The following is a 26,838-nucleotide window of genomic DNA, read 5'->3' as shown; positions in this document are numbered from 1 at the left end:
TTCTACCGCGCAATGAAAGCCGCTCAACTACGTGAGCGGCGTATGGCATCAATCAAAGCGGCGTAGCTTTGTCGGCGGCACCCACCGAACGCTGGCGCATAGTCGTATGAATATCGGCCAAGCTAGCAGGGTCATCAATGGTAGAAGGAATACCAAACTCTTTTCCATCAGCAATCGTACGCAGCAGCTTTCTCAAGATCTTACCCGAGCGAGTTTTAGGCAATCGATCAACCACTAACACCTGCTTGAAACAGGCAATAGGCCCAATGTGCTCACGAACTCGAGCGATTAGCTCTGCCTCCAGAGTCGCCTCATCGCCTGTGAAGCCATCTTTGGGAATCACCAGCCCGATAGGCAGTTGCCCTTTCAGCTCATCATGAATACCAATTACCGCACACTCTGCGACGGCAGGATGTGCACCCACCACTTCTTCTATCTCTCCAGTAGAAAGCCGATGCCCTGCAACATTAATAACATCGTCGGTACGGCCCATAATAAACAAATAGCCCTGCTCATCAAAATAGCCGCCATCACCGGTTAAATAGTAGCCGGGAAACGCCGCCATATACGCCGAGTGGAAACGCTGAGGGTCTCGCCATACGCCAATTAAGCAGCCTGGAGGCATCGGCTGCTTAATGACGACACTGCCCTGCTCCATAGGCTCAGCTTGGCCTCCTTCGCGGTTAAGCACCTGCACATTGAAACCTGGTACAGGGTACGTCGCGGAACCGGCTTTGGTCAGCATCGGTTCGATACCAGGCAAATTTGCCGCAATCGGCCAGCCGGTTTCAGTTTGCCACCAGTGATCAATAACCGGCACTTCAAGCAAGTCATCAAGCCAATGAAACGTCGGAGGATCAAGCCGCTCACCGGCGACGTAAAGATGCTTCAGGCTACTGATATCATATTTTTTCAGCAGCTCGGCATCGGGATCTTCTTTTTTCATTGCCCTGAATGCAGTGGGCGCCGTGAAGAAGCTGGTGACTTGATACTCTTCAATTAAACGCCAGAAGCTGCCTGCATCGGGTGTTTTAACCGGCTTACCTTCATATACAACAGTCGTGCAACCCAGCAGTAAGGGGGCGTAAACAATATAAGAATGACCGACCACCCAGCCTACATCGGATGCGGTGAAAAACACTTCACCGGGCTTCATGGCATAAATAGCCTCCATTGAATACGCCAATGCCACCGCGTATCCACCGGTGTCACGCACCACACCCTTGGGCTTACCGGTCGTACCTGAGGTGTAAAGTATATAGAGCGGGTCAGTGCCCTTCACCGGGACACAATCGGCAAATGGCGCTCCTGCGACTAACTGATTCCAGTCATAGTCGTTAGCGCCTAGCGGTGCCTGATGCGCTGCGCGCTGGTAAACGACACAAGCGTTTGGCTTATGAGCACTGAGAGTAATCGCCTGATCAATCATCGGTTTATAAGGCAGCACTTTACCTAGTTCGATGCCACACGAGGCCGCGACCACCACCTTGGGCTCAGCGTCTTCAATACGTGCGGCCAGCTCATGGGGTGCAAAGCCCCCAAAGACGACCGAATGAACTGCCCCCAACCGTGCACAGGCATACATCGCAATCAATGCCTCGGGAATCATAGGCATATAAATAATGACACGATCACCCTTTTCAACGCCTAGCTGGGCTAAGGCACCGGCGAAATGAGCGACGCGATCACGCAAGTCCCGATAGCTGATAGTTTGCTTAGACTGCGTGGCGGGGGAATCCCAGAAAATGGCCGCTTGATCACCTCTGCCCTGCTCAACGTGGTAATCCAAAGCTGCATAGCAAAGGTTCATTTCTCCATCGCTGAACCAGCGTGCGTGATGCTGATCGTCATAGCTGAGTATCGTGCGGGGCATCGTGTACCAGGGGATACGTTTAGCCTCCTCGGCCCAAAATGTTTCAGGGTGTTCAACCGACTGCTGGAAAGCATTGTGGTAGCGACTCATAGTGTTCTCATCGTTATTATGCAAACGCATTGTTGACACTGTATAAAGTAAATCGCCTTAGCACCCTCATACTATCGGCTAACGTGCCATAGAAGGATGCAACACTCCCTTCTATTGTCGACAATGCACCAAAGGACTTACCATTGATAAACCGTTAAACAAAGCCTTGGACAAAACTCGCTAAATTACTGATCATTAAACAACTTGATCTTCGCGACGCGACGATGCCGAGATAAATTATAACAATGCATATAAATAAGCTTATGTAACAGTGTAGGCGAGGAGATCACTATGTCTGCTTCTACAAGCGCCGCGACACGTTTGCTTGAACACAACTGCCGAGCTATTGAGGCGGGAACCAGCTTACTGAAAGCATTGGCAAACGAAAAACGCTTACAAATACTGTGCTTACTTGCTGAAAAAGAGCTGTCAGTTACTCAAATAAATCAACAGCTTGCCTTGAGTCAGTCAGCTCTATCCCAACATTTAGCGATATTGAGGCGTGATGAGTTGGTCAGCACACGCCGAGAATCACAAACCATCTACTATTCATTAAGCAGTGAAAGCGCCAAAGCCATTCTTGATGCATTGGCGCACCACTACTCAGAATGAGTGCTAGCGGCGCTGCCATCCAGCCGCCTCGATCAGTCCCAGTGCCTTGAGCGCTGCTGTTTCGACACCCGCTGAAACGGCTAAGCCAAGCTTCCGGCTCATTGTTTTAGGCGCCTCAAGCTTGACGGTATAAACCTGTACCTGCGCCATACGCTCTGTCAAATAGGCTTCGCTGGTCCCTACGCTATCGACAAGCAGCTGGGGCAATGCCTCACTGCCGTACCAAATTTCACCGGTGGCCAGCGAGTCAATGTCCATGGTGGGACGACGCTCTGTAACATAGTGTTTAAATAATCGATGGGTGTTCTCTAAATCATCCAAGAACTTGTCTTTGCCTTCATCGGTATTTTCACCAAGTACGGTCAACGTACGCTTATATTTTCCCGCGGTTAGCAACTCGACATCAATATCGTGCTTTTTGAGCAGTCTATGGATGTTAGGCACTTGCGCCACAACGCCTATCGATCCAATAACAGCAAAAGGAGCAGCCTTAATATGCTGCGCGGTACAGGCCATCATATAGCCACCGCTGGCCGCCACTTTATCGATGCATACCGTCGTAATAAGGCCCGCAGCACTTAGCCGGTCCATCTGTGCAGCCGCTAAGCCATAGGCATGCACTAAGCCGCCCGCTGACTCCAGCCGGATCACCACTTCATCCTCTTCACTAGCCACGTCGATAATGGCGGAGATCTCTTGAGCAAAATGCTCGGTTTGTGAGGCTTTTAAATCACCATAAAAATCCAACACCCATACACGAGATGCTGGTGGCGCTTGTTGATCGTTTTTTTGAACCTTTAAGCGCTTTTTCTCATTTTGACGAAATGTTTTTAGCAGCTTTTTACGCGCAGAAGGCAGCGCAGTGGCCAAACGCAGGCGGCGGCTACGATCCAATCGCTGGTCATTAAGCGGCTCAACACGAAGCGTCAGACCACGCTCTTTAGCTTGCCTAGAGCGAGTTACGAGCAATAAACCAATCACCAGCATCGCTATCACGATGGCTGTCTGGACTAAAAACGTACCTAATTCTGCAACCCATTCACTCATTTACGTTCTCCACTAGGTAATTAAATTCTAAAACAGAGACAATGCTCACATGTATCCTAAAGACGCATAATTGTAGCGCTTGATTGAAACGCACGTATGAAATAGTCTCGTCCCATATCCGATTGTTTCTTTGAACTACTATCGATAACCTTAAGCTAATTTATCTACTTACTTGCGAGATTTATGATGTCAACGACTACCCTTGATAAGCTGAAAGCACGTTTCAATCCAGAAGCCGCCAAGGGGATGAACGAAATTTTTCAATTTCATTTCTCAGATGCGGGCAGCCACTATCTGAACATTCAAGATGGCGCGCTTGATGTTCAAGAAGGCGAACACGATGACCCTTCCGTCAGCTTAAGCCTAAGCACCGAGACGCTGAAAGGCATCATGAATGGCGACATCAACGGCATGACTGCGTTCATGACTGGAAAGCTAAAAGCAACCGGCAATGTGATGCTGGCCACTAAACTGACCAGCCTGTTTCCTAGCAAGTAAGCATGTTTAAGCACGCGGCGTTTTTCAGCGCCAGCGTGCTAAATGTGTCTCGATAAGTTCACGCGATATCGAATACGGCGGTGGCAAAGACGGCAGCTGACGAGGGGAAAACCACGCCGCATCGCTGATTTCGACACCGTCAATACGTATGCGTCGCGTCGTTGCTTCGGCAAAGTAGCCAAACATCAGTGAATGAGGGAAAGGCCACGCCTGACTTTGGTGGTAGCGTAGTTGATCAATATGCACCCCCACTTCCTCAAATACCTCTCGATGCACGGCCTCTTCTGCAGACTCACCTGGCTCAATAAATCCAGCCAGGGTCGAATAGCGGCCAGGTGGAAAACGCGGGCTGCGAGCAAGGAGCATCGCCTCACCGCTGGTCACCAAGGTAATAATGCACGGCGAAATGCGCGGATAATTACGATGTCCGCAGGCGTTGCAGTGCATCGCAAATTCGGCAGCCAGTTTGGTGGCAGAAGCCCCACAGCGGCTACAGAAACGATGATTTTCTAACCATGCGCCTACCTGTAAGGCTGTCGATAGCAGGCTAAACCATGCGGTGGGCAGCTCGCTCATCCACTGACGACCATCAATCCAACCACTTTCAGCCTGGGCCTCCACAAGCAGGGCTACGGGTTCATCATCCCAATAGCACAGCGGCTGCATCTGCTCGGTCCAGGGCTGAAAAGGCTGTAACGGAGTGAGTTGATCACTGCCGCTTAACGGAGCAGGCGCCAATAAGCTGCGCGATAGCCGAATAACACGCCCTGCCTGCTCATCATAGGGAATTTCTCGCCTAAGCATCGTTACTTGCGTCCTCAAACCAAGTCAGCTGGTGTGCTTCACACTTAGCTTCATGCGCTGCTTGTTCCTGCTCGGTGGGGCGAACCACGCTCAGTTGACCGGGGGTTAGCGTTAAACGTTGAATCGACAGCCCTTCACTAGAGGTGTCGGTTTGCTGCTGCTCGGAGGCAGAGGCGGCATCTAATGTCAGCGCCGTCTGCCCGCCCGTCATCGCTAGATATACGTCAGCGAGGATTTCGGCGTCTAACAAAGCGCCGTGCAGCACACGGTGACCATTATCAATATCGTAGCGTTTGCACAGCGCATCAAGGCTATTGCGCTGACCAGGATGCATTTTCCTAGCCATCGTCAGCGTATCAAGAACGCCGCAGTGCTCACGAACAGGCCCTAATGACAAACCGCTGCGCTGCTTATTAAGCATGCCGAGCTCATGATCTATAAAGCCCACGTCAAAGGGCGCGTTATGGATCACCAACTCAGCGCCCTCAATAAACGCCCAAAACTCATCGGCTATTTTGGCAAACACCGGCTCATTGGCTATTTTAGCGTTATCAATACCGTGAATAGCCACTACTTCAGCATCGATATGACGCTCAGGATTTATATACTGGTGGTAGGTACGTCCAGTGAAACGACGATTAACCATCTCCACGGCACCAATCTCAACTAAGCGATGCCCATCTTTAGGGTCAATACCCGTCGTTTCAGTATCTAAGATGACTTGCCGCATCACACTTTCCTCTTCTGGTGCTCATCGATAGCCTCATTGGCCAGCGTGTCGGCGTGCTCATTGCCGGGATGGCCGCTATGCCCTTTCACCCAATGCCACGCCACTTGATGGCGCTGAGTCTCTTCGTGAAGGGTTTTCCATAGCTCGGCATTTTTAACTGGCTGCTTGGCGGCAGTTTTCCACCCCCGCTTGATCCAGTTATGAATCCACTGAGTGATACCTTGGCGCACGTACTGAGAGTCAGTCCACAGCGCCACTTCGCAGCGTGTATTGAGTGTGCGTAGCGCCATAATCGCGGCCATCAATTCCATACGGTTATTAGTCGTATCTGCCTCATAGCCTTTTAAGGTCTTTTCATGCTCACCACTCGCCAGCACGACGCCCCAGCCACCGGGGCCAGGATTACCCCGGCAAGCGCCATCGGTATACACCGTCACACAGGGTAGGTGCTCGGCAGCCTTATTAGTCAATCTCTTGATCTCTCTTTGAATGCGTTGGAGCCTGATGCTCTTGATAGGATTGCAAGTGAGCGGATGAGCCAGAGCGGGTAACGCCTAATGACGCCGGAGACGCCGGTGCTTTTAATCCAAATCTCAGGCGCTGAACGGGCGCCTGGCGCTGCTTGCGCCGGGCAAGAATCATATAGCTTTCACCGAGTGGCAGGTTATGCCGACGCCCCAAAGACTCCCAATACTCACCACACTTGGCGTTTATGCGCCCTCTAAAGCAGCAATAGTCTACGCGCTGAACATCAAAGTCGACAAACGCCAACCAGTCGCGAAGGCGGTTCGACGAACGCCACTCGCCACTCCAAGGGTACTGCTGCTGGCGTTTACGCAACTGGCGGACAAGCCCACTGACGCCAATAGGATTAAAGCCAAAAAGCACTAAAATGCCATTATCAGCCGTTACCCGAGCAGCCTCTTTGAGCGTCAGATGAGCATCCGGCAGATGCTCAAGCCAGTGGTGAATAACCATCACGTCTAAACAGCGGTCTGGCAGTGCCAGTTGATCAGGCGGGCACACCAAGGTCGTATCTGAATGCGCTAGCTGGCGAGTTGGCGACCAGCGTATGGCATGCGGAATGGCTGACATTGTCAGCATTGCAGGCCCCATGCCCATTTCCAAACTGTGCCCGCCCACTCGCGTTTCAGCCACAGGTCCAAGACACGCCCGCTGAGACTCCCAAAGCGAGCGACCGGCCTCGCTTTGCCAATACGTCTGGCTATTTATCAAGCGCTTGGCGAGTGTTGTAGCCGTCGTCGAATTTGACATGAACAGCACTTCCCTCCAAAGTAACGGCTTTTAGCGCCTTTTAAGCACCAATTTAGCGCCATGTTTTGCATTTCTAGCTGCGTTTTACATTTATACGTTCTTTTTACCAGCTCTATTTTTTGACACTTAAAGGATCTCGCCGATGATGAGCGTGACACCGATTCCAGCCCTTAGCGACAACTATATTTGGCTATTAAGACAAGATACCAGTCAAAACGTTTGCGTGGTGGACCCGGGTGAAGCCGCCCCTGTAATCGAGTTTCTGGAGCGAGAGTCGCTACGCCTAGAGAGCATTCTGATTACTCATCACCATCATGATCATACCGGCGGCCTAGCCGAATTGATCAAACGTTATTCTCCGCATGTGATCGGCCCCAACAACCCCACCATTCAAGGTATTGATGAGTTTGTGGAGGATGGCGACCAAATCCGCATTATGGGGCGGTTATTTGAAGTCATGGCGACGCCCGGCCACACGCTTGACCATATCAGCTATTTTACGCCGGGCATCCCTGCCCTGCTGTTTTGTGGTGACACACTTTTCTGCGCTGGCTGTGGCCGTTTATTTGAAGGCACTCCGGAACAAATGTTCACAGCGTTGAAACAATTTGCGGAACTCCCAGAAGATACGCTGGTCTTTGCAGCCCATGAGTACACACAAGCGAATCTTGCGTTTGCTCGTGCTGCGGACCCTGATAATGATGATGTCAAACACGCCTTACAGGAGTGTGAAAAGGCCAGGGCACTGGATCGCCCGACCTTACCCAGCACGATAGGACGCGAGCTGAAAATTAATCCCTACTTACGCGTGGCCACCGATAGCGTGCGCCAAGCAGCTGGCACTCAGGGTATTAATGATAATGATCTCGCTACGTTCACTACTCTACGTGAGTGGAAGAACCGTTTTTAATAACGCTATCGAAACGAAACGAATGCAACTATGACCTATCGAACGATTCGCCAGCGCTTGATGCTGAGCGCTGGCAGCTCCGTCATTATGGGCCTAATTTTAGCCGCCGCTGCAAGTTCTCAGGCATCGGCGTATGAAGCATCAACATCGTCTACCGCCACCGCGCAATATGCTGCAAATACTGGCATGCCGGACGCTACACCAAGCCCCTCAGCTTTCCAGTCGCATTTCTGGGAAGCTTTGGAGCTAGAGCCTCAAGACGCCTGGACAACGCTACGTAAAAGCTTCCAATGGCAAGATGCCCCGCTCTCAGCAGATGCCCAAGCAAGGGTAGATGCGTGGATTGAGCACTATCAGTCAAGCCCAGAAAATATCGCCACCATCACTGAACGCGCAACACCCTGGCTTGCCTGGATTAGCCAACAGGTAAGCGAGCGTGGTCTTCCGGGCGAAGTTGCTCTAATTCCCTTTGTAGAAAGCTCGTTTGACCCCGCTGCCAAAAGCCATCGTGGAGCCGCTGGCCTTTGGCAGTTTATGCCCGGTACCGGCGACGCATTAGGCCTAGTGCGCAACGGCAACTATGATGGTCGGTTAGACGTTGTAACATCTACCGATGCGGCACTTGACTACTTAGAAATGCAGGCTGACCAGTGGTATGAAGGTGATTTAATGCTTTCATTGGCCGCTTACAATGCCGGTGCTGGGACTGTCAATCGTGCTCAGCACCAGGCCCAGGACCAGGGTTTAAACGGCGGTTACTGGGACCTTTCCCTGCCATATGAAACTATGCAATACGTGCCTAAGCTAAAAGCCATCGCAACGATTATCAATGATCCAGAACGTTACGGTGTCATTTTGCCTGAGATCCACTCTGATCCAGCGTTTGCAAAAGTGCAGCTAGCCCATGCGGTGAGCCTTTCTGAAGCTTCTCAGTTGCTAGATGTAAGCCAAACTGCACTGGCGGAGCTGAACCCCGGCCTGCTTAATGGCAGCATTGATCCGCGTAGTGCTCAGACGCTGCTAGTCCCTGAAGAGGTCGATGCTCAAGTGTTGGCTCAATTGGCACAAGGCAATAGCCCGGCATTCGCGCAAAACGCTAGTAGCGAGACACATCGCGTTGAGCGAGGCGACAGTCTTTCAGCGATCGCAGCCCAGTATAATATCAACCAGCAAGACCTAATACGCTGGAATGCGATTGATCGGCCCGGCGCTCTACAGCCTGGCCAATTACTGACGCTTTCAGAGCGCTGACACTATGCCGAGTAAAAATCGTCAGCGTTTAGAATAATCGTTTTTTTTAAGCAGCCATTGATCATACCGTACTGATAGCATTGTCATAACAGTAGGCTTTTTTCACATAGGAAATCACCAATGCCGCGTGGTGTATTTTTTGCGAAAACGTTGTTATTCGTCAGCTGCTTAGTTTTCAATGTATCGGCGCTCGCGATAGAGCAAACGCCTGATACCGAGGCGCCCTCCTACGTTGCTAAAAACAGCGTTGATAGAAATAGCGTTGTCGGTGATCTAAATACTGATGAAAACAACGTAGTGCCGGTGGAAACGGTTCATGGGCTATCGCTCTATGATAGCCCCGAGCTCCCCGAGGACTTTGCCTACTTTCCGCATGTAAATCCCCATGCCCCCAAAGGTGGCACAATTACGCATACAGCAGTAGGCGCAAGCTTCGACTCTATCAATCCGTTTATTATTCGAGGCACCCCCGCCAGCGGCATTTCACAAATTTACGACACACTGATGGCCAGTAACCCCGGCGAACCGTTTAGTCTTTACGGCCTGCTTGCAGAAGGCGTGCGTCTTGATCCTGATCGGCACTGGATTGAGTTTGACCTGCGCCCAGAAGCACGTTTCCAGGATGGCGAGCCCGTCACCGCGTACGACGTTGTTTTCACGCTTAACCTATTACGTGAAAAAGGTAACCCGTTTTACGCCAGCTATTATGCGGGCGTGGAAGAGGTGATAGCACTCAACGAGCATCAGGTGCGTTTTACCTTTAACGATACCGAATCTAGAGAACTACCATTAATCATTGCACAGCTGCCTATACTGCCCCGCCACTATTGGGAGCAGCACGAATTTACGTCGCCGACACTCGTAGCACACCCTGGCTCCGGCCCTTATCGCATTAGTGACGTGGATCCCGGTCGGCGAATTACGTTTCAGCGCGATGAGAACTACTGGGGTAAAGATTTACCGGTCAACGTTGGGCGTTACAACATTGATCGCATTGTTTATGACTATTACCGCGACCGCGACATCGCCTGGGAAGCATTTAAGGCAGGGCTAACCGACTTTCGTGAGGACGCACGCGCAGCCACCTGGGCCATTGGTTACGACTTCTCTGCCTATGAAGAAGGCTTGGTGAAACGCCTAACCATTCCTGACGTCAACCCTTCAATGATGCAGGCCTTTGTGTTCAACCTGCGTCAACAGAAATTTCAAGATCCCCGGGTACGTGAAGCGCTTAGCCTCACTTTCGATTTTCCCTGGTTGAACACCAATATTTTTTACGATGCTTATAAGCGTACCGAAAGTTTTTTCCAAAATTCAGAGATGGAAGCCACCGGCCTGCCTTCTGAAGAGGAGCTTGCACTGCTAGAGCCCTTACGTGAAGAGCTTGAATCCTCACTTCACTCTGACCGCTTATTCACTGAACCATTGCCAATTGATATCCCCACTGACCTGCGTGAACGCCTTCGCTTAGCACTTTCGCTGCTACGTGAGGCCGGTTACGCGGTAGAAGACGGCGTGCTGGTTAATCAACAAACGGGGGAGCCTTTAAGTCTGGAAGTGCTGCTCTACGACTCGGCGCTGGAACGCGTTGTGCAGCCTATGTTGCGCAACATGGCCCGCCTTGGTGTACAAACATCACTGCGTATCGTTGATATCAATCAGTATTTAAACCGGCAGCGCAATTATGACTATGACATAGTGATTAGCCACTTCCCTCAGTCGAACAATCCGGGCAATGAGCAGCGCGATTATTGGACCAGCGCCGCCGCAGAGGCTCCGCAAAGCCGCAACCGCATGTCACTGGCTAATCCAGCGATAGATTCGCTGGTGGAAACGTTGATTCGCGCAGACGGGCGAGCAGAACTTGATACCGCTACGCGCGCGCTCGACCGCGTTTTGCGCTGGGGGTTTTACGTTATTCCTCATTACCATTCCGGCGAAAAGCGCATTGCGGTGTGGGATAAATTTGGCTATCGCGAACCTTTTCCCGCCTACGGCATGGATCTGGATGCATGGTGGGTCGACACCGATCGTGAAATAGAACTGCAGCGCCGCCGCTGACCCCGACTTAATAGCAACGGCTTATTGTCAAACATTCGTGGAGTGATCTGTGGCCCGCTATACCCTTCGCCGACTGCTGTTAATGATCCCGACCCTATTAGGGATCATGCTACTCAATTTTATGATTGTTCAAGCGGCGCCAGGCGGGCCCATTGATCAAATGCTAGCGCGTTTTGAAGGTGCCGACGCCATGGCTAGCACCCGTTTAGACATGGGCGGTGCGGACGTGCAGATTAGCGACGACTCCCGCGGTGCACGCGGCATTGACCCACGTTTTATCGAACAGCTAGAACAGCAGTTCGGTTTTGACAAGCCCGCACACGAACGCTTTATCGGCATGATGGCAGACTATCTTAGCCTTGATTTTGGCACTAGTTTTTTTCGTGACCGACCCGTGATCGAATTGATGATCGAGCGCCTTCCCGTCTCTATATCGCTTGGGCTTTGGACGACACTGCTGGTGTATTTAATCTCCATTCCATTAGGCATTCAGAAAGCACTGCGCCATGGCTCTCGTTTTGATGTCTGGTCATCGGGACTCGTCATTGTCGGCTACGCCATCCCCGGCTTTTTGTTTGCGATCCTGTTGATTGTTCTTTTTGCCGGCGGCACCTATTGGGACCTGTTCCCGTTACGCGGCTTAACCTCACCTGACTTTGACCAGCTATCGATACTGGGTAAAGTGAAAGACTATTTCTGGCATATCACGCTACCGGTCATCGCTGCTGCTATTGGCAGTTTTGCCACCCTCACCATGCTGACCAAAAACAGCTTCCTTGATGAGATTCACAAACAATATGTAATTACCGCTCGCGCAAAAGGCGCAGATGAACGTCGCGTGCTTTATGGGCATGTCTTTCGTAATGCCATGCTCATCATTATCGCGGGCCTGCCTTCCGCGATGATCGGTATCTTCTTCACCGGCGCACTATTGATCGAAGTTATCTTCTCGCTTGACGGCCTGGGCCTACTTGGCTTTGAGGCGGTAATGCAACGGGACTATCCGGTTATTTTCGGCACTTTGTTTTTGTACACCGTGATCGGACTAATTCTCAAGCTGATTTCCGATCTGACCTACGTGTGGGTAGATCCGCGTATCGACTTTTCAACCCGGGAGTCGTGATAATGGCCTTACTATCGTCACGCTTATCACCTATTACTCGCCGCCGCCTGGCCGCGTTTAAAGCCAATCGCCGTGCCCGTATTTCCCTTTGGCTATTTGGCGCGCTATTTATTGTCAGCCTGTTTGCAGAGCTTATTGCTAACGACAAGCCCATTGTCATGCACTACGAAGGCCAGTGGTACGTTCCCTTGCTGGTGGACTACCCGGAAACCGAATTTGGTGGTTTTCTGCCTACACGCACCGACTATCTAGATCCCTTCATTCAGCAGCAAATTGATGACCACGGCTGGGCGCTGTGGCCGGCGAACCCTTTCTCTTATCAAACGCTTGATATGTATATGACGCAGCCCTCGCCTGCACCGCCGGACCGCCGCCATCTGCTGGGAACTGATGATCAAGGCCGCGATGTATTAGCACGCGTGATCTATGGGTTTCGCCTTTCCGTTGCGTTTGCGCTAGTGCTCACCGCAGGGTCACTCATCATTGGCGTTTTTGCGGGCGGTGTGCAGGGCTACTTTGGCGGTAAAGTGGATCTAATCGGCCAGCGCGTGACTGAAATTTGGTCAGGCTTACCGGTATTATTCTTACTGATTATTTTAGCCAGCTTTGTTCAGCCAGGTTTCTGGTGGCTGCTAGGGATTATGCTGCTGTTTTCATGGCTAGGCTTAGTGGATATTGTCCGCGCCGAATTCCTGCGGGCGCGTAATCTGGAGTACGTGCGCTCAGCGAAAGCAATGGGGCTCCCATCACGCTTAATCATGTGGCGCCACGTGCTACCTAACGCGATGGTCGCGACGCTTACCTTTATTCCTTTTTTATTCACCGGCGCCATCGGCACCCTGACAGCCTTGGATTTCCTTGGATTTGGCCTCCCGCCGGGCGCCCCTTCATTGGGCGAGCTGGCGGCACAGGGTAAAAATAACCTGCATGCCCCTTGGCTGGGCATTACCGCATTTATGACGCTAGCAGTAATGCTTTCGCTGTTGGTATTTATTGGCGAAGGCCTGCGTGATGCGTTTGACCCTCGTCACGTGCAGCAGTCCCAGCACCCAGCAGGTCCTAGCAAAGAGACTCAACATGTCTAATAACCCGCTCCTGCGCCTTGAAAACATAGCCGTCGCTTTCGATGGCCACCAAGTCGTCCACTCGCTGTCGCTCACCCTCAACGCGGGGGAAACCCTGGCTATCGTTGGCGAATCTGGTTCGGGTAAATCGGTCTCTGCGCTAGGCATCGCTAATTTACTGCCCAACAATGCCACTATTCACGGCGAGCGCTGGCTGGGAGAGACGAATCTTGCCAACTTAACGCCCAGACAGTGGAACGGCATTCGCGGCAATCAGCTCGGGTTTATCTTTCAAGAACCCATGACCTCGCTTAATCCTCTTCATCGCGTTGGCAAGCAGATCGGAGAAGCTCTGCGCCTACATCAAGGTCTCAGCGGCCAAGCGGCACGTCAGCGTAGTAAAGTGCTGCTTGAGCAAGTAAAACTACCGCGCCCGGACGAGTTGCTTGATGCTTGGCCCCATCAGCTTTCAGGCGGACAGCGTCAGCGCGTGATGATTGCCATGGCGATTGCTAACAATCCATTACTGCTGATAGCCGACGAGCCCACCACCGCCCTGGATGTGACGGTGCAGCAAGAGATCCTTGCTTTGCTGCGCGAACTACGCGATCACCACGGAATGGGCATGCTGTTTATCAGCCATGACCTAAACCTGGTACGCCGCCATGCGGATCGCATCTGCGTGATGTATCAGGGGCGTATACAAGAAATAGGGTCAGTTGAGCAGGTCTTTGAGCACCCACAAAGCGATTATACCAAAGCGCTGCTGGCCGCCGAGCCAGAAGGTCGGCCGCAGGCCATTAAACACGCGGCCCCAGTACTTACTGCCCGTAAGCTAAGTGTCAGTTTTAAGCGCGCTAAAACGGGCTTGTTTAAACCGCAGCGCCCTGATTTTGTGGCCGTTCATCCGATTGACTTTCATATCGCACCAGGCGAAACCTTAGGTATTGTGGGTGAGTCGGGTTCAGGTAAAACCACGCTGGCATCAGCGGTCATGCGTCTGGTTGCGAGCCAAGGCGAGGTCATCCTTGGCAACGATAAATTAAGCAGCCTAACCGGCAACGCATTGCGGCGTCATCGCCACCGTCTGCAGATGGTGTTCCAAGATCCTTATGGCGCGCTCTCCCCAAGGATGCCGGTGTTTGACATCGTAAGTGAGGGGCTGCGCTTTCACTATCCTCACCTGACTGATGCAGAGGTCAATCAGCGGGTTAATCAGACCCTGCGTGAGGTGGGATTACCGGAAAGCTGCGCTGCTCGTTATCCACATGAATTTTCCGGCGGCCAGCGCCAGCGCATTGCAGTGGCCAGAGCAATCATTTTAGAGCCAGAGCTTCTAGTGCTTGATGAGCCAACCTCAGCGTTAGACCGAACCGTTCAAAAGCAGCTAGTGACGCTGCTGCGCGACCTTCAAGCTCGCCGCCAGTTAAGCTATCTATTTATTAGCCACGATTTAGCCGTTATTCGTGCCATGGCTCATCGCATCATGGTGCTTAAAGATGGTGAAGTGGTTGAGCAAGGTGATTGCCTGGATGTACTTGTATCCCCACAGCATTCTTATACTCAGGCACTGATTTCAGCGGCTCACTTAACAAGCTAGGGGACTTATTATCCGAAATCGCGCGACGTTAAGCGGGTAGCGCTAACGCTAGAAGGCAATGCCTGCTTGTCATGCTGACAGTTAGTGTATTATTTATGCCATTATGTAGGATAACGGTATAAATTGACTGCTCGAGCATCACTGTATTAGCCGCAGACATAAAAAAGCCGCTTCCCTAGCTAGCAAGGGACGCGGCTTAAACTATTTCGGCATTTAAAATTTGAAGTCACACCAGCAAGTAAAAGCCTCTACTTAGAAGCTGGCAATTTCGGCTTCGGTTAATTCACGCCATTCGCCTGGGGCCAGATTCTCATCCAATGCAACATCACCGATTGAACTACGATGCAGCGAATTCACGTGATTGCCTAATGCAGCAAACATACGCTTTACCTGGTGGTAGCGCCCTTCCGTAATGGTGAGTTCTGCCTGAGTGGGCGAAAGGAGTCGTAACACAGCGGGCTGGGTCAGCGTTTCCTCACCATCAAGCATTAAGCCATCAGCAACTTGATTAATCGCCCAATCCGCGGCTGAGCCTTCCATCGGCTCAGCTAGCTCAGCGATATACACTTTGCCACAGCGGTGGCGTGGTGACGTAACGCGGTGCGACCAGTGACCGTCATCGGTTAATAGCAGCAAGCCGGTGGTATCTACATCCAAGCGCCCTACTGGCTGCAAGCGCTCGGCTTTGGGTAGATCGATCAAGTCGATCACCCTTGGATAGAGCCCACGGCGGGCGTTACATTCAACGTCCACTGGCTTATGCAGCATAATATAGCGAATGCCAACGAGCGCCAGCCGTTCGCCGTTGAGTACGACGACATCGTTATCCGTATCAATCTGGGTCGCCGACTGTTTAATGGGCTCACCGTTCAAGGTGACTTCACCGTTTTTCAGTGCCCGCTTGGCTAGGCTACGGGTTAACGGAGAGGTTTCACTTAAAAATCGATCAAGGCGCATCATTGACCCACTCCTGGCAGCAGCTCAAAACGATCGGCATCTTGCCAAGCAGGGAATTTTTCACGAAAAGCATCAAGGGCAGTTTTATCCAACGTGCCCGTTTCTATAAACGGGGTATGGGCGGGGTGATCAATTAGCGGTTCGCCTTTGAAGTCGACCAATAAGGAATCGCCGCTGTAGGCAAGCCCCTTAGCATCTTCTCCAACGCGATTAACACCAATGACATAGCTTAAGTTTTCTACCGCCCGGGCTTGCAGCAGCGTACGCCAAGGGTGGCGTCGCGGTGCTGGCCAGTTAGCGACACAGAGAAGGGCATCATACTCGAAATGCTCCCCTTCTGCTGGCTGCTGCCTCATCCAAACCGGAAAGCGCAAATCGTAGCAGATACTTAGCAGCAGTTTAAAACCCTTTAGCTTAACGATATTGCGCTCTACTCCCATGCCATAGCGCTCATGCTCGCCGGCCATACGAAATAGATGACGCTTATCGTAATAAGTGATTTCACCGTCAGGTGTCGCCCAAATTAAACGGTTAAAAAATGCCCCCTGCTCTTCAATCGCTACGCTGCCAGTCATCACACACTGGCGAGTTTTCGCTTGCGCCTGAAGCCAGGCAATACTGGTGCTTTCCGCCATTGGCTGGGCCATTTCACGCGAGTTCATGGTAAAACCGGTGGCAAACATTTCCGGCAAGACAATTAGATCCGTATCGCGGCTGTCCAGCTCACCCAATAACTGTTCAAGATGTGCATGATTTGCCTGAGGATCCTCCCAACGCAAATCGCACTGCACTAAACTGGTTCGTAGTTCGCTCATTCAACACCTCCATTGCCAGTGTTATTTCAAAGTTTATGCTAGATTAGCATCTTTAAATAATGAGGCTGCCATGCTTCCCACATCAACACGCGATCCTGAAGCAGTCAAAGGCGTTATGTTTGGGCTCACCGCCTATGTAATGTGGGGATGTTTCCCATTATTTTTTGCCTTGTTTGACGGTGTTCCCGCCTTTGAAATATTAATTCATCGCATCATTTGGGCGTGCTTGTTTTTAGTCGGCCTCATCACCGTATTACGTCGCTGGTCCCCGGTTGTCGCCGCGCTTAGCGAGCCTAAACGCTTGGGCCGCGTGTTGGCCTGCGCGCTATTGATTGCCTTTAACTGGGGAATTTATATATATGCAGTGGAATCCAAGCAGGTACTGCAGGCAAGCTTGGGCTACTTTCTGACACCTCTAGTTAACGTTGCGCTAGGTGTTTTAGTGCTGCGAGAAGTGATGGCTAAACTGCAGCTGGTCGCGCTGGGCTTGGCCAGTGCAGCGATTGCCACGCAGTTCATGGTGATTGGCGAACTGCCTTGGATTAGCCTGATGCTGGCACTCAGTTTCGGTAGCTACGGGCTGTTTCGCAAACAGGTGCCGCTGGACGGTTTATCGGGGCTGTTTGTCGAGACGTTGCTGCTCTTCCCTCTGGCACTTATCGCATTAACGTGGCTTAGCTGGAACGGCAGCTCACATTTTTTACAAAATGCCTCATCTACCAGCTTGCTCATTGCCAGCGGGGCTTTGACCGCTCTTCCCTTAATGGCTTTTGCCGGCGCCGCACGCCGGCTTCGTTTGGCGACGCTGGGCTTTCTAATGTATATCAATCCCAGCATCCAATTTCTGATTGCCTTAACCGTATTCGGTGAGCCCCTAGGCGTTATCCAACTTGTGACCTTTGTGCTTATCTGGATAGGACTCGCGCTTTATTCATGGTCTGCATGGCAATCCCGCCCGGGTAATATGGCTGCTAGTTAAAACCATTGCATATAAGCGCTGCAACAAAATGAAATATCACTTACCCTTAATCTTCTGCCCCATCTACAACGCCTGGAATCCATGCTAAAGCGCTATTTGCCCATTCTGACGTGGCTCCCTCATTATCATAAGCGACTACTGGGGGCCGACGTGTTAGCGGGGTTGATCGTCACCGTGATGGTCATTCCTCAATCGCTCGCCTATGCGCTATTAGCAGGGCTACCTGCCGTCGTTGGTCTTTACGCCAGTATTCTCCCGCAGCTCATCTATACCCTATTTGGTACCAGCAAAACGCTTGCGGTTGGGCCGGTTGCTATCATCGCGCTAATGACCGGTGCGGCACTCTCTTCGGTGGCGGCAACGGGCACGGAAACGTATTTACAGGCAGCGCTGATACTGTCATTGCTCTCAGGCGGCATGTTGATGGTGATGGGTCTGCTGAAGATGGGCTTTTTCAGTAACTTTCTTAGTCATCCGGTCATTTCGGGTTTTTTAACCGCTTCCGGCATTTTGATTGCGGTAAGCCAGCTGGGCAGCTTATTAGGTGTTGAAAGTAGCGGCTTCACGCTGGTTGAGCGCCTATTTACGTTAGTACCTAACCTAGCCACCTACAATTTATCTACCTTACTGATTGGTAGTGGCACCTTGATTTTTTTGATTACGATGCGTCTGCGCGGTAAAGCCACACTACATAAAGTAGGTTTCCCCCTTTTCCTGGCAGATCTTTGCGCCAAAGCTGGGCCGGTATTTGCAGTAGTGATTACTACCTTAATAACCTGGCACTGGCAATTAGCCGGCGCGGGCGTGGCGGTGGTGGGCGATATTCCTAATGGGCTGCCCGCACTTAGCTTCCCCTGGGGCGACTATTCACTTTGGCAGTCGCTGTTAATTCCAGCGCTGCTGATTAGCTTAGTGGGTTTTGTTGAATCGGTATCGATGGGGCAAATGTTGGCGGCTAAGCGGCGTCAGCGCATTTCACCTAACCAAGAGTTAGTCGGCTTAGGTGCCTGCAATCTTGCTGCAGGTTTTACAAGCGGCATGCCGGTTACCGGCGGCCTATCACGAACAGTCATTAACTACGATGCAGGCGCGCAAACACCCGCAGCGGGCGCCTTTGCAGCGCTAGGCATTGCATTAGTAACGATGTCGTTTACCGGCTGGCTCTATCATTTACCTATTGCGACCCTGGCGGCGACGATTACCGTCTCGATTTTAACCCTCGTCGATATCCCCATGCTGCGCCAGACTTGGCGCTACTCACGTAGCGACTTTGCCGCCATGGCAGTCACCATTGTGCTCACGCTGGGTGAAGGCGTCGAAGCAGGCATCATTAGTGGCGTCACGCTCTCAATCGCGCTGTTTTTATATCGTACCAGTCGCCCGCACAGCGCTTTGGTGGGCCGAGTGCCGGGGACCGAGCACTTTAGAAATACCGCACGCCATGATGTAGAAACAGCTAGCAATGCAGCCCTGCTGCGAATAGATGAGAGCCTTTATTTTGCCAATGCCCGCTATTTGGAAGATACCGTTTATAACCTAGTGGCTAGCCATCCTGAGCTTGAACACGTGGTATTGATCTGTTCAGCGGTTAATTTGATCGATGCGTCGGCGCTAGAAAGCCTGGACGCTATTAACGCGCGCTTAAAAGACTCTGACGTAAAACTGCATTTATCTGAAGTGAAAGGGCCTGTCATGGACCAGCTCAAAAAAAGTGATTTTTTAGAGGCGCTTACTGGCCGCGTTTTTTTGAGCACCTACGCTGCCTGGCGTGAATTCTCCTAATTTTCCCAAAACAAAAGCGTTATTCAAAGCACGTCTCTGAAAGCTATTTCATTGAAAGCTATGTCATTCAGAAACCAGGCCATCGCCTGGTTTTTTTATATCTGTCTGTTAAGCGCTAGATCAGTTCACCAGAACGTCATTGACAGCGGCCTAGCGGCTTCTCTACTATCAGCCGACCACTTAGCAAAACACAATACCGCATAGCAAAACACAAAGTAACAAAACGTAACCACTGCCGTCATCACAACACAATAAAGGAGCATTCCAATGCATCCATTTGCTCATCGCCTACTCCTCGCTGCATTACCTTTATCACTACTGGGTGCCGCGGTAAGCCATGCCAGTGAAGTTGAGCTTCCCAGCACCATGGCTTGGACTGCCTATGGCACCAATTCCAGCGGCTACGCGCAAGCCGTCGCTATCGGCAATATGCTGCAGAATAAATATGACTCTTCGGTACGTATCCTGCCTGGTGATAACGACGTATCACGCATGACACCTCTTAAACAGGGGCGCGTTGACCTTTGCGCCTGTGGCATCGCCAGCTATTACGGCGCTGAAGGCGTGATGATGTTTGCCGATCGCGATTGGGGTCCTCAGCCGCTGCGTATCATCACTACCTCAACAGCGTCTTTTGGGCTTTCCCTTGCGGTCGCCGGTGATTTAGACGTCGAAACGCCGGCTGATTTGGCAGGTAAACGCATCGCTTATATCCGTGGTGATGACGCCTTAAATAAAGGCACAGAAGCTTATTTGGCCTTCGGTGGTCTTACCTGGGATGACGTCGAGCGTGTTGACTACCCAGGCTACGGCCGCTCATTTGACGGCATTATCGCCGGCGATGTGGACGCTTCATTTACCACCACGGTGACGCCGCCAGCACAGCAGCTTGCCAGCAGCCCCCGCGGTATCAGTTGGCCGGTGTTAGATCCCAACGATTCAGCAGGCTGGGAGCGCATGGCAGAAGTCGCACCCTATTTTCGCCCTCATGAAGTGACCTCTGGCGCTGGCGACATTAGCGTCGACAATCCGCTGCCCAGCGCAAGCTACCCTTATCCAATCGTGGTTGCCAATCAAGACCTGGATGACAAAGTCGCCTATGGATTGATTAAGGCCCTTCAGGAAAATTTTGATGACTACAAAGACAATGCGCCTGGCGCTTTGGGCTATGCCTTAGAGTCGCAAGATCTTCAATGGGTAGTGCCGTTCCACGATGCCGTGGTGGAGTATTACAAAGAAATCGATGTATGGACGGATGAAATGCAGGCCCATCAAGACGAATTAGTAGAGCGCCAAAACGTTCTATTAATGGCCTGGGAAAGCTTTATGGAAGATGCACCCAGCGATGATGCTGATATGTTTACGGCTGATTGGATGCAAGCTCGCGCCAGCGCATTAAGCGATGCGGGTTTCGAACCAATCTTTGAGTAAAACGCCACGGGGCGGCACTGGCCGCCCTTTGCTGATCGACGGATCTTTCCATAACCACAGATACCTCGCCATGACTACAGATACCGCACCTGCGAATACTCAGCAGGTTAAAGAAAAGATCAGCCAAATTCGCCAGCTCCCCACCGCGCTGCGGTGGATTCCCGCCTCTGTTACCGTCATTTTAATGCTGATGACGTTGGATTATCTTTTTAACTTAGGCTTATTTACCTTTATCACCGGTCTTGAAACTCAATTCTATTACGCTGTTGTTGCGCTACTACTTCCTCTGGTCTTTTTACTTTGGCCGATGCGCAGCAGCCAGCAAGAGCAGCCAATCCCCTGGTACGACTATCTTTTAAGCGCAAGCACGCTGATCGTGGGCGGCTACTTTGTGTATAACGCGGTGCCTATTTTAGAACGTGGCTGGGCATTCGCCGCACCTGATATGGCCATCTATGCAAGCTACGCTTACTGGCTATTAATCGTTGAAGCCTCTCGCCGGGCGGGTGGTTTACCGATCGCGATTATTGCCGGCGTGTTCTCACTTTATCCCTTAGTAGCCGACATCGTCCCCGGCCCCATTCAAGCCTTTCCCTCGACGCTAGAACAAACGGCCATGTATCACACCATGAGCACCGAAAGCATCATGGGTGTACCGCTTCAAGCCTTTGCAGGCTTGGTGATTGGCTTTTTAGTGTTTGGCGTGGTGTTACAAAAAAGTGGCGGCGGCAAGTTTTTCATCAACCTTGCCTTTGCCCTGCTCGGCCACGTGCGCGGCGGACCGGCCAAAGTCGCCATTTTCTCAAGCGGCCTGATGGGCTCTATGAGCGGTAGCGTTATTAGCAACGTGCTTACCACCGGGGTGTTATCAATTCCCGCCATGCGTCGCATTGGTATGAGCCGCTCATTTGCAGGCGGCGTCGAAGCCTGTGCCTCCACGGGCGGTGTATTAATGCCCCCGGTGATGGGCGCCACCGCGTTTGTAATGGCCATGTTTCTCGATATTCCCTATTCGGCCGTTGCGCTAGCCGCGGTAATACCCTCGGTGCTTTATTTTTTAGGCCTGTTTATTCAAATCGATGCCTACGCCGCGCGCCACGATATTAAAGGTCTGCCTGCCATAGAATTGCCCTCACTTAAGCAAACGCTGAAAGAAGGCTGGTACTTTATTTTCGTCTTCGCCTTGCTGGTATGGATGCTGCTGATTATGCAGCGCGAAGCCGTCGCACCGTTTTACGCTACGGCCCTTTTGTTAGTACTCAATCAGCTCTCTAAGCACAACCGCTGGGGCTGGAAAGACGTAGCAGACACGCTGACATCCGCCGCTAAGCTATTTGCCGAACTAATCGCCATTTTAGCGGGTGTGGGTATGCTGGTCGGCGCGCTTTCGATGACCGGCCTTTCAGGCACGATTGCTAACGACTTTATCAACATTGCCGGAGGCAGCGTCCCACTACTGTTAATCATGGGCGCAGTGACCAGCTTCGTGCTCGGTATTGGCATGACGGTGACCGCTGCATACATCTTCCTTGCGGTAGCGCTGGCACCTGCCTTGATCCAAGGCGGCGGTCTGGATCCGATGGCCGTTCACATGTTCATCCTTTACTGGGGCATGCTGAGCTTTATCACCCCGCCGGTAGCGCTGGGCGCGTTTGCTGCAGCCACCGTTGCCGGCGCACGGCCGATGGCCACTGGCCTTCAAGCAATGCGTTTGGGTAGCGTGATTTACTTTATCCCGTTCCTGTTCGTGCTGAACCCGGCGCTGATTATGCAGGGCGCACCGCTCATGATTGTGGTGGTATTTGTGCAGGCGGTGATTGGCATCATTTTATTTGCCTCTGCGATGCAGGGCTATCTGATGGGCGTTGGTCGGCTGGGCTATGGCGCATTCCAGGAGATCATAATACGCAGCCTGGTATTAATCGCAGGCCTGCTACTAGCGCTACCCGGCGGTGGAATGGTGCCACTTAGCCAGTGGGAGCTAATTGCTCTGGCGGCAGCGGCTCTTGTGCCCGGCGTATTGCTGGCACGGCTGAGTCAGCGCCACCATCAGCAGTCACTTAGCACACCTGCCATATAGTATTGGCATCGACAACATACGTTAAATGACCCTATTGAATAGATCATTATTCATGTCATCAAATACAGTACGGGAGCCAACCATGTCTGTTCATTATCAGCGCCACGGCGATATTGGCGTTATCCAAATCGACAGCCCGCCGGTTAATGCCCTAGGTCATGCGGTGCGCAGTGGCTTAATCAATGCGCTTGAAAAAGGTATTGCCGATACACACGCGAGCGCACTGGTGCTGTTAGCCAACGGCCGTACGTTTATCGCCGGTGCGGACATTCGCGAGTTTGGTAAACCGCCCCAGGCACCGCTACTACCCGATGTTGTTTCCCAGCTGGAAGCCTGCCCCAAACCATTGATTGCCTCTCTGCACGGTACGGCGCTTGGCGGCGGCCTGGAAGTTGCGCTTGGTTGCCATTATCGAGTCGCGCTAACCGATACGCGTGTGGGGCTACCTGAGGTAAAGCTTGGCCTACTTCCGGGCGCAGGTGGCACGCAGCGTTTGCCTCGCTTGGTGGGTGTCGAGCGTGCACTAGAAATGATCACCAGCGGGCGTTTTGTAGGTGCTGAAGAAGCGCTTGAAGCGGGTATTATTGATGCCATTAGCGATGCTCCAACGCCACTTGAAGCAGGATTAGCCGCGGCGAAAAAAGTGTTAAACGCAGAGCAGGCATGTCGTATCACCGGCGAGCTCCCCCCGCCTGCGGCTAATGCCCAAGCCATAGCCGCCACGCTTGAGCATTTAACTCAGTCATCGCCAGCGCTTTTTTCGCCATTTCGCATTATTGAAGCGATTGAAGCCTGCGTAACGGCGCAGTCGCTTCAAGCCGGGCTTCGCCGTGAGCGAGAGCTATTTTTAGCCTGCATGGACTCCCCCCAGCGCGCGGGGCTTATCCATCTCTTTTTTGCCGCGCGCAGCCCGCACGTAGTGCCTGATGCTGAAAAAAACAGCGCCGCTAACGTAAGCAGATATAACAACGTGGCGCTCCTTGGTGAGCATCCGCTGTTTGAGAGACTCAAAAAAGTCGCTCAGCGAGCCGGTATTACCCTGACAAATAAGCCCACCGATACAACGGAGCTGTGCTTATTGGCACCGGATTCGCCAACAGATGACGGCAGCGCTTTACCTGGCGGCATCCCCGTTATTGCACTGCAAGAGATCGATACACCAGGGCGTAGTGCGGCAATGCTAAGTCTGATCATCGTTGCAAACAGCGACATCGTTGAGCTGACAAATATTAGCGCTGAGCCGCTGATCCAGCAGCAGGCAGCGCTTACCTTGAAAGCACTGCGTATCAACGTGGTGGTAAGCCAGCAGCGTAGCTTACTTAATGCAATGCACGATGCCATGCAGCAGGTTTCAGCTGATGAGCAACAGTCAGCGCTTGAAAAAATCAGCATCAGTATTGCTGAACAGGGCTTCTGCTATCGCGAAAGCGATATCGATTTACTGGCCGTAGAAGCGCTGGGCTATCCACGCCACTTAGGCGGGCCACATCGCCAAGCAACGCTCGCAGCCGCGGCCAAGGACGCACAAAAATGAATCTGACCTTTAGTCCTGAAGAACAGGTCTTTCGTACTGAGGTGCGCCGCTTTCTTAGCGATTCATTACCCGGCGATATCCGCGAACGCGTTCGCTTAGGACGCTATCTGCGTGCGGATGATCATCTTCGCTGGCAAAACATTCTCAGCGAACAAGGCTGGTTGGCATCGAACTGGCCAACAGAACACGGCGGCCCCGGCTGGGGTCCGGTTCAGCGGCATATTTTTGATGAAGAGTGCGCCGCTGCTCATGCACCTACCGTCGTGCCCTTTGGAGTTAACATGGTGGCGCCAGTCATCATGAAATTCGGTACCGCTGAACAGCAACAGCACTATTTGCCGCGCATTCTTAACAATCAAGACTGGTGGTGCCAGGGATATTCCGAGCCGGGCGCCGGTTCTGATTTGGCGAGTTTAACGACCCGCGCAGTGCGCGACGGCGAGCACTACATCGTCAATGGCCAAAAAACGTGGACCACCCTGGGCCAGCACGCCAACATGCTGTTCTGCTTAGTGCGCACTGACTTGGCGGCTAAAAAGCAGGCGGGCATCAGCTTTCTGCTGATTGATATGCAAACCCCAGGCATCTCCGTGCGTCCGATTATAACGCTCGACGGTGCCCACGAAGTGAATGAAGTGTTTTTAGACAATGTCCGCGTACCGGTTGAAAACCGCGTGGGTGAAGAAGGCCAAGGGTGGACCTGCGCCAAGTTTCTACTGACTCATGAGCGCACCGGTATCGCAGGGCTTGGCCACGCTAAGCAGGCCTTACGCCATTTGAAATCACTTGCTAGTCGTATTGAGCACCGTGGTAAACCGCTGCTGACGCTACCCAGCTTTCGCCAGCGGGTCGTAAAAGCCGAGCTTGAACTCATGGCGCTTGAAGTTACTAACCTGCGCGTGATTGCCGCTGCCCGCAATGGCAGTGCCCCCGGGGCGGAAAGCTCGCTGTTAAAAGTACGCGGGTCTGAGCTTCGCCAAGAGCTAAGCGAACTAACCCGCCGCGCACTTGGCCCTGCCGCCCTGCCATTTTTCCCTGAGTTTCTACATGGCGAAGCCAGCCTGGATGAAGGTTTAGCTCAACGTGCAGCTGGCAGCGCTCAGTATTTTAATCGCCGCAAGCTATCGATTTATGGCGGTGCCAACGAAATACAAAAAACGATCGTCGCTAAAACTATTTTAGGCATGTGAGGAGCGCAGCATGGATTTTGCTTTAACCGATGAACAGCGCATGCTCGAAGAGACGCTCACGCGCCTAGTCGCCGACCAGGTTTCACCCGAGCAGCGCCGCACGTTGCTTAATGCAGCCGGTACAGAGACATCCGCGCTATGGCGTACGTTTGCTGAACTGGGCATTCTTCACATGCCCTTTAGCGAAGACGTTGGCGGACTAGGCGGCGATGGCACCGATCTGATGATTATCATGCAGGCGCTGGGCCGCGGGCTGGTACCCGAGCCTTATCTCGCAGGCGTGCTGCTCCCCGGTAAGCTCCTAGCGCTTACTGCGAGCAGCACGCAGCAGCAGCGCTGGTTAACACCGCTGCTAGAAGGTGAACATCAGCTAGCGCTTGCCTGGCAAGAGCATCATGCTCGTTACGATGCCTTTGCCGTTTCTACTCAGGCGATCCAACGTAACGGCCAGTGGCTATTAACGGGCAGAAAGGACGTCGTAATGAACCTTAAAGCCGCGGCGACGACGCTGGTTACGGCACGTGTCGAGAGCGGTAAACTAGGGCTATTCATAGTCCCCGCTGGCACTGCCGGTAGCACGATGCATCACTACCGCACCATGGATGATCAGTCCGCCGGGGATTTAACGCTGGAAAACGTTACGCTAGCGCTAGACAACTGCTTGAGTGAGGACGTCAGTAACGCGCTTTCCGAGGTGTTGGCTATTGGCCGAGCGGCGCTGTGTGCCGAGGCTATCGGTGCCATGGAAACAGCCTGCGATCAGACGCTGGCCTATATTAAAGAACGAAAGCAGTTTGGCTTGCCGCTAGCAGCCTTCCAAGCATTGCAACATCGTATGGTGGATATGCATCTGCACTTAGAGCAGTCTCGCTCGATGGCTATTTTGGCAGCGACTAGCCTGACGTTACCTCCCCACGAGCGCGATTATAAAATCGCGGCGGCCAAGGCATATTGCGGCGAGTCAGCTCGTTTTATTGCCGAGCAGGCCATTCAGCTTCACGGTGCCATGGGTATGACGGATGAGTGCTATGTCTCCAACTACGCCAAGCATCTGGTCATGTTCGATCACTACCTGGGTGACAGCGACTATCATCTAGAAACGGTCAGCGAACGTTTAGAGGTCGCTTAAGGA

General features: G+C 52.4%; 23 protein-coding genes. 15 read left to right on the top strand and 8 right to left on the bottom strand.

Annotated features, from left to right (window positions below; translation table 11 throughout):
• Positions 1 to 52 precede the first annotated feature (52 nt).
• Positions 53 to 1,993, bottom strand: coding sequence for a propionyl-CoA synthetase (locus CIK78_RS10965; RefSeq protein WP_096279961.1), 1,941 nt, complete (start codon positions 1,991 to 1,993; stop codon positions 53 to 55).
• Between the two features lie 261 nt (positions 1,994 to 2,254).
• Here CIK78_RS10965 and CIK78_RS10960 point away from each other — a divergent pair, with 261 nt between their 5' ends.
• Entirely contained in the window at positions 2,255 to 2,575 is a 321-nt protein-coding gene (locus tag CIK78_RS10960; RefSeq protein WP_096279959.1) for a metalloregulator ArsR/SmtB family transcription factor, read from the top strand.
• Between the two features lie 3 nt (positions 2,576 to 2,578).
• On the opposite strand, the gene sohB is transcribed toward CIK78_RS10960, so the two are convergent.
• Positions 2,579 to 3,622: a protease SohB gene (gene sohB, locus CIK78_RS10955; protein WP_096279957.1), complete on the bottom strand. Its 1,044-nt coding sequence runs from the start codon at positions 3,620 to 3,622 to the stop codon at positions 2,579 to 2,581.
• Positions 3,623 to 3,808: 186 nt separating this feature from the next.
• Here sohB and CIK78_RS10950 point away from each other — a divergent pair, with 186 nt between their 5' ends.
• Positions 3,809 to 4,120, top strand: coding sequence for an SCP2 sterol-binding domain-containing protein (locus tag CIK78_RS10950; protein ID WP_096279954.1), 312 nt, complete (start codon positions 3,809 to 3,811; stop codon positions 4,118 to 4,120).
• A gap of 24 nt (positions 4,121 to 4,144) precedes the next feature.
• Here CIK78_RS10950 and nudC read toward each other — a convergent pair whose 3' ends face one another.
• From nudC to CIK78_RS10930, 4 genes are read right to left on the bottom strand one after another with little or no spacing between them, the layout of a single operon-like run.
• A complete protein-coding gene (gene nudC / locus CIK78_RS10945; protein WP_096279952.1) occupies positions 4,145 to 4,924 on the bottom strand; it encodes an NAD(+) diphosphatase in 780 nt (259 codons plus the stop codon).
• Entirely contained in the window at positions 4,917 to 5,654 is a 738-nt protein-coding gene (dnaQ, locus tag CIK78_RS10940; RefSeq protein WP_096279950.1) for a DNA polymerase III subunit epsilon, read from the bottom strand. The genes nudC and dnaQ overlap by 8 nt, the downstream gene beginning before the upstream one ends.
• Complete coding sequence (gene rnhA / locus CIK78_RS10935; protein ID WP_096279947.1) at positions 5,654 to 6,124, bottom strand: ribonuclease HI; 471 nt, start codon at positions 6,122 to 6,124, stop codon at positions 5,654 to 5,656. Before rnhA ends, dnaQ begins: the two co-directional genes overlap by 1 nt.
• A complete protein-coding gene (locus CIK78_RS10930) occupies positions 6,117 to 6,929 on the bottom strand; it encodes a methyltransferase domain-containing protein (RefSeq protein WP_096279945.1) in 813 nt (270 codons plus the stop codon). Before CIK78_RS10930 ends, rnhA begins: the two co-directional genes overlap by 8 nt.
• Positions 6,930 to 7,071: 142 nt before the next feature.
• On the opposite strand from CIK78_RS10930, the gene gloB reads away from it, so the two are divergent.
• The 6 genes from gloB (at position 7,072) to CIK78_RS10900 (ending at position 14,938) form a co-directional block, all read left to right on the top strand.
• Positions 7,072 to 7,839 (top strand): hydroxyacylglutathione hydrolase, encoded by a 768-nt coding sequence (gloB, locus tag CIK78_RS10925; protein ID WP_096279943.1) that lies wholly within the window; start codon positions 7,072 to 7,074, stop codon positions 7,837 to 7,839.
• Between the two features lie 30 nt (positions 7,840 to 7,869).
• Complete coding sequence (locus CIK78_RS10920; protein ID WP_096279941.1) at positions 7,870 to 9,090, top strand: transglycosylase SLT domain-containing protein; 1,221 nt, start codon at positions 7,870 to 7,872, stop codon at positions 9,088 to 9,090.
• A gap of 120 nt (positions 9,091 to 9,210) precedes the next feature.
• Positions 9,211 to 11,151, top strand: coding sequence for an extracellular solute-binding protein (locus tag CIK78_RS10915; RefSeq protein WP_096279939.1), 1,941 nt, complete (start codon positions 9,211 to 9,213; stop codon positions 11,149 to 11,151).
• 49 nt (positions 11,152 to 11,200) lie between these two features.
• Positions 11,201 to 12,274: a microcin C ABC transporter permease YejB gene (locus CIK78_RS10910; protein WP_096279936.1), complete on the top strand. Its 1,074-nt coding sequence runs from the start codon at positions 11,201 to 11,203 to the stop codon at positions 12,272 to 12,274.
• Between the two features lie 2 nt (positions 12,275 to 12,276).
• Positions 12,277 to 13,359: an ABC transporter permease gene (locus CIK78_RS10905; protein WP_096279934.1), complete on the top strand. Its 1,083-nt coding sequence runs from the start codon at positions 12,277 to 12,279 to the stop codon at positions 13,357 to 13,359.
• The gene (locus CIK78_RS10900) at positions 13,352 to 14,938 is read left to right on the top strand and encodes a dipeptide ABC transporter ATP-binding protein (RefSeq protein ID WP_096279932.1); all 1,587 of its coding nucleotides are present in this window, start codon (positions 13,352 to 13,354) and stop codon (positions 14,936 to 14,938) included. Before CIK78_RS10905 ends, CIK78_RS10900 begins: the two co-directional genes overlap by 8 nt.
• A 252-nt stretch (positions 14,939 to 15,190) precedes the next feature.
• Here the strand turns inward: CIK78_RS10900 and CIK78_RS10895 are convergent, their stop codons facing one another.
• A complete protein-coding gene (locus CIK78_RS10895) occupies positions 15,191 to 15,895 on the bottom strand; it encodes a pseudouridine synthase (RefSeq protein ID WP_096282354.1) in 705 nt (234 codons plus the stop codon).
• Positions 15,895 to 16,710 (bottom strand): amidohydrolase, encoded by an 816-nt coding sequence (locus CIK78_RS10890; RefSeq protein WP_096279930.1) that lies wholly within the window; start codon positions 16,708 to 16,710, stop codon positions 15,895 to 15,897. Before CIK78_RS10890 ends, CIK78_RS10895 begins: the two co-directional genes overlap by 1 nt.
• Positions 16,711 to 16,780: 70 nt before the next feature.
• On the opposite strand from CIK78_RS10890, the gene rarD reads away from it, so the two are divergent.
• From rarD to CIK78_RS10855, 7 genes are all read left to right on the top strand, one after another.
• Positions 16,781 to 17,689 (top strand): EamA family transporter RarD, encoded by a 909-nt coding sequence (gene rarD / locus CIK78_RS10885; RefSeq protein ID WP_096279928.1) that lies wholly within the window; start codon positions 16,781 to 16,783, stop codon positions 17,687 to 17,689.
• Positions 17,690 to 17,770: 81 nt separating this feature from the next.
• Positions 17,771 to 19,471 (top strand): sulfate permease, encoded by a 1,701-nt coding sequence (gene sulP, locus CIK78_RS10880; RefSeq protein ID WP_096279926.1) that lies wholly within the window; start codon positions 17,771 to 17,773, stop codon positions 19,469 to 19,471.
• Positions 19,472 to 19,738: 267 nt separating this feature from the next.
• Positions 19,739 to 20,902, top strand: coding sequence for a TAXI family TRAP transporter solute-binding subunit (locus CIK78_RS10875; RefSeq protein WP_096279924.1), 1,164 nt, complete (start codon positions 19,739 to 19,741; stop codon positions 20,900 to 20,902).
• A gap of 70 nt (positions 20,903 to 20,972) precedes the next feature.
• The gene (locus CIK78_RS10870) at positions 20,973 to 22,982 is read left to right on the top strand and encodes a TRAP transporter fused permease subunit (protein WP_096279922.1); all 2,010 of its coding nucleotides are present in this window, start codon (positions 20,973 to 20,975) and stop codon (positions 22,980 to 22,982) included.
• Between the two features lie 82 nt (positions 22,983 to 23,064).
• Positions 23,065 to 24,516, top strand: a complete 1,452-nt coding sequence (locus tag CIK78_RS10865; RefSeq protein ID WP_096279920.1) for an enoyl-CoA hydratase/isomerase family protein — start codon at positions 23,065 to 23,067, stop codon at positions 24,514 to 24,516.
• Complete coding sequence (locus CIK78_RS10860; RefSeq protein WP_096279918.1) at positions 24,513 to 25,706, top strand: acyl-CoA dehydrogenase family protein; 1,194 nt, start codon at positions 24,513 to 24,515, stop codon at positions 25,704 to 25,706. The genes CIK78_RS10865 and CIK78_RS10860 overlap by 4 nt, the downstream gene beginning before the upstream one ends.
• A gap of 10 nt (positions 25,707 to 25,716) precedes the next feature.
• Positions 25,717 to 26,835, top strand: a complete 1,119-nt coding sequence (locus CIK78_RS10855) for an acyl-CoA dehydrogenase family protein (RefSeq protein WP_096279916.1) — start codon at positions 25,717 to 25,719, stop codon at positions 26,833 to 26,835.
• Positions 26,836 to 26,838: the final 3 nt, after the last annotated feature.

The organism is Halomonas sp. JB37 (assembly GCF_002332255.1).
Taxonomy (GTDB): domain Bacteria; phylum Pseudomonadota; class Gammaproteobacteria; order Pseudomonadales; family Halomonadaceae; genus Vreelandella; species Vreelandella casei.
The sequence above is the reverse complement of the archived record's forward strand: the minus strand, read 5'-3'. Positions and strand labels throughout refer to the sequence as shown.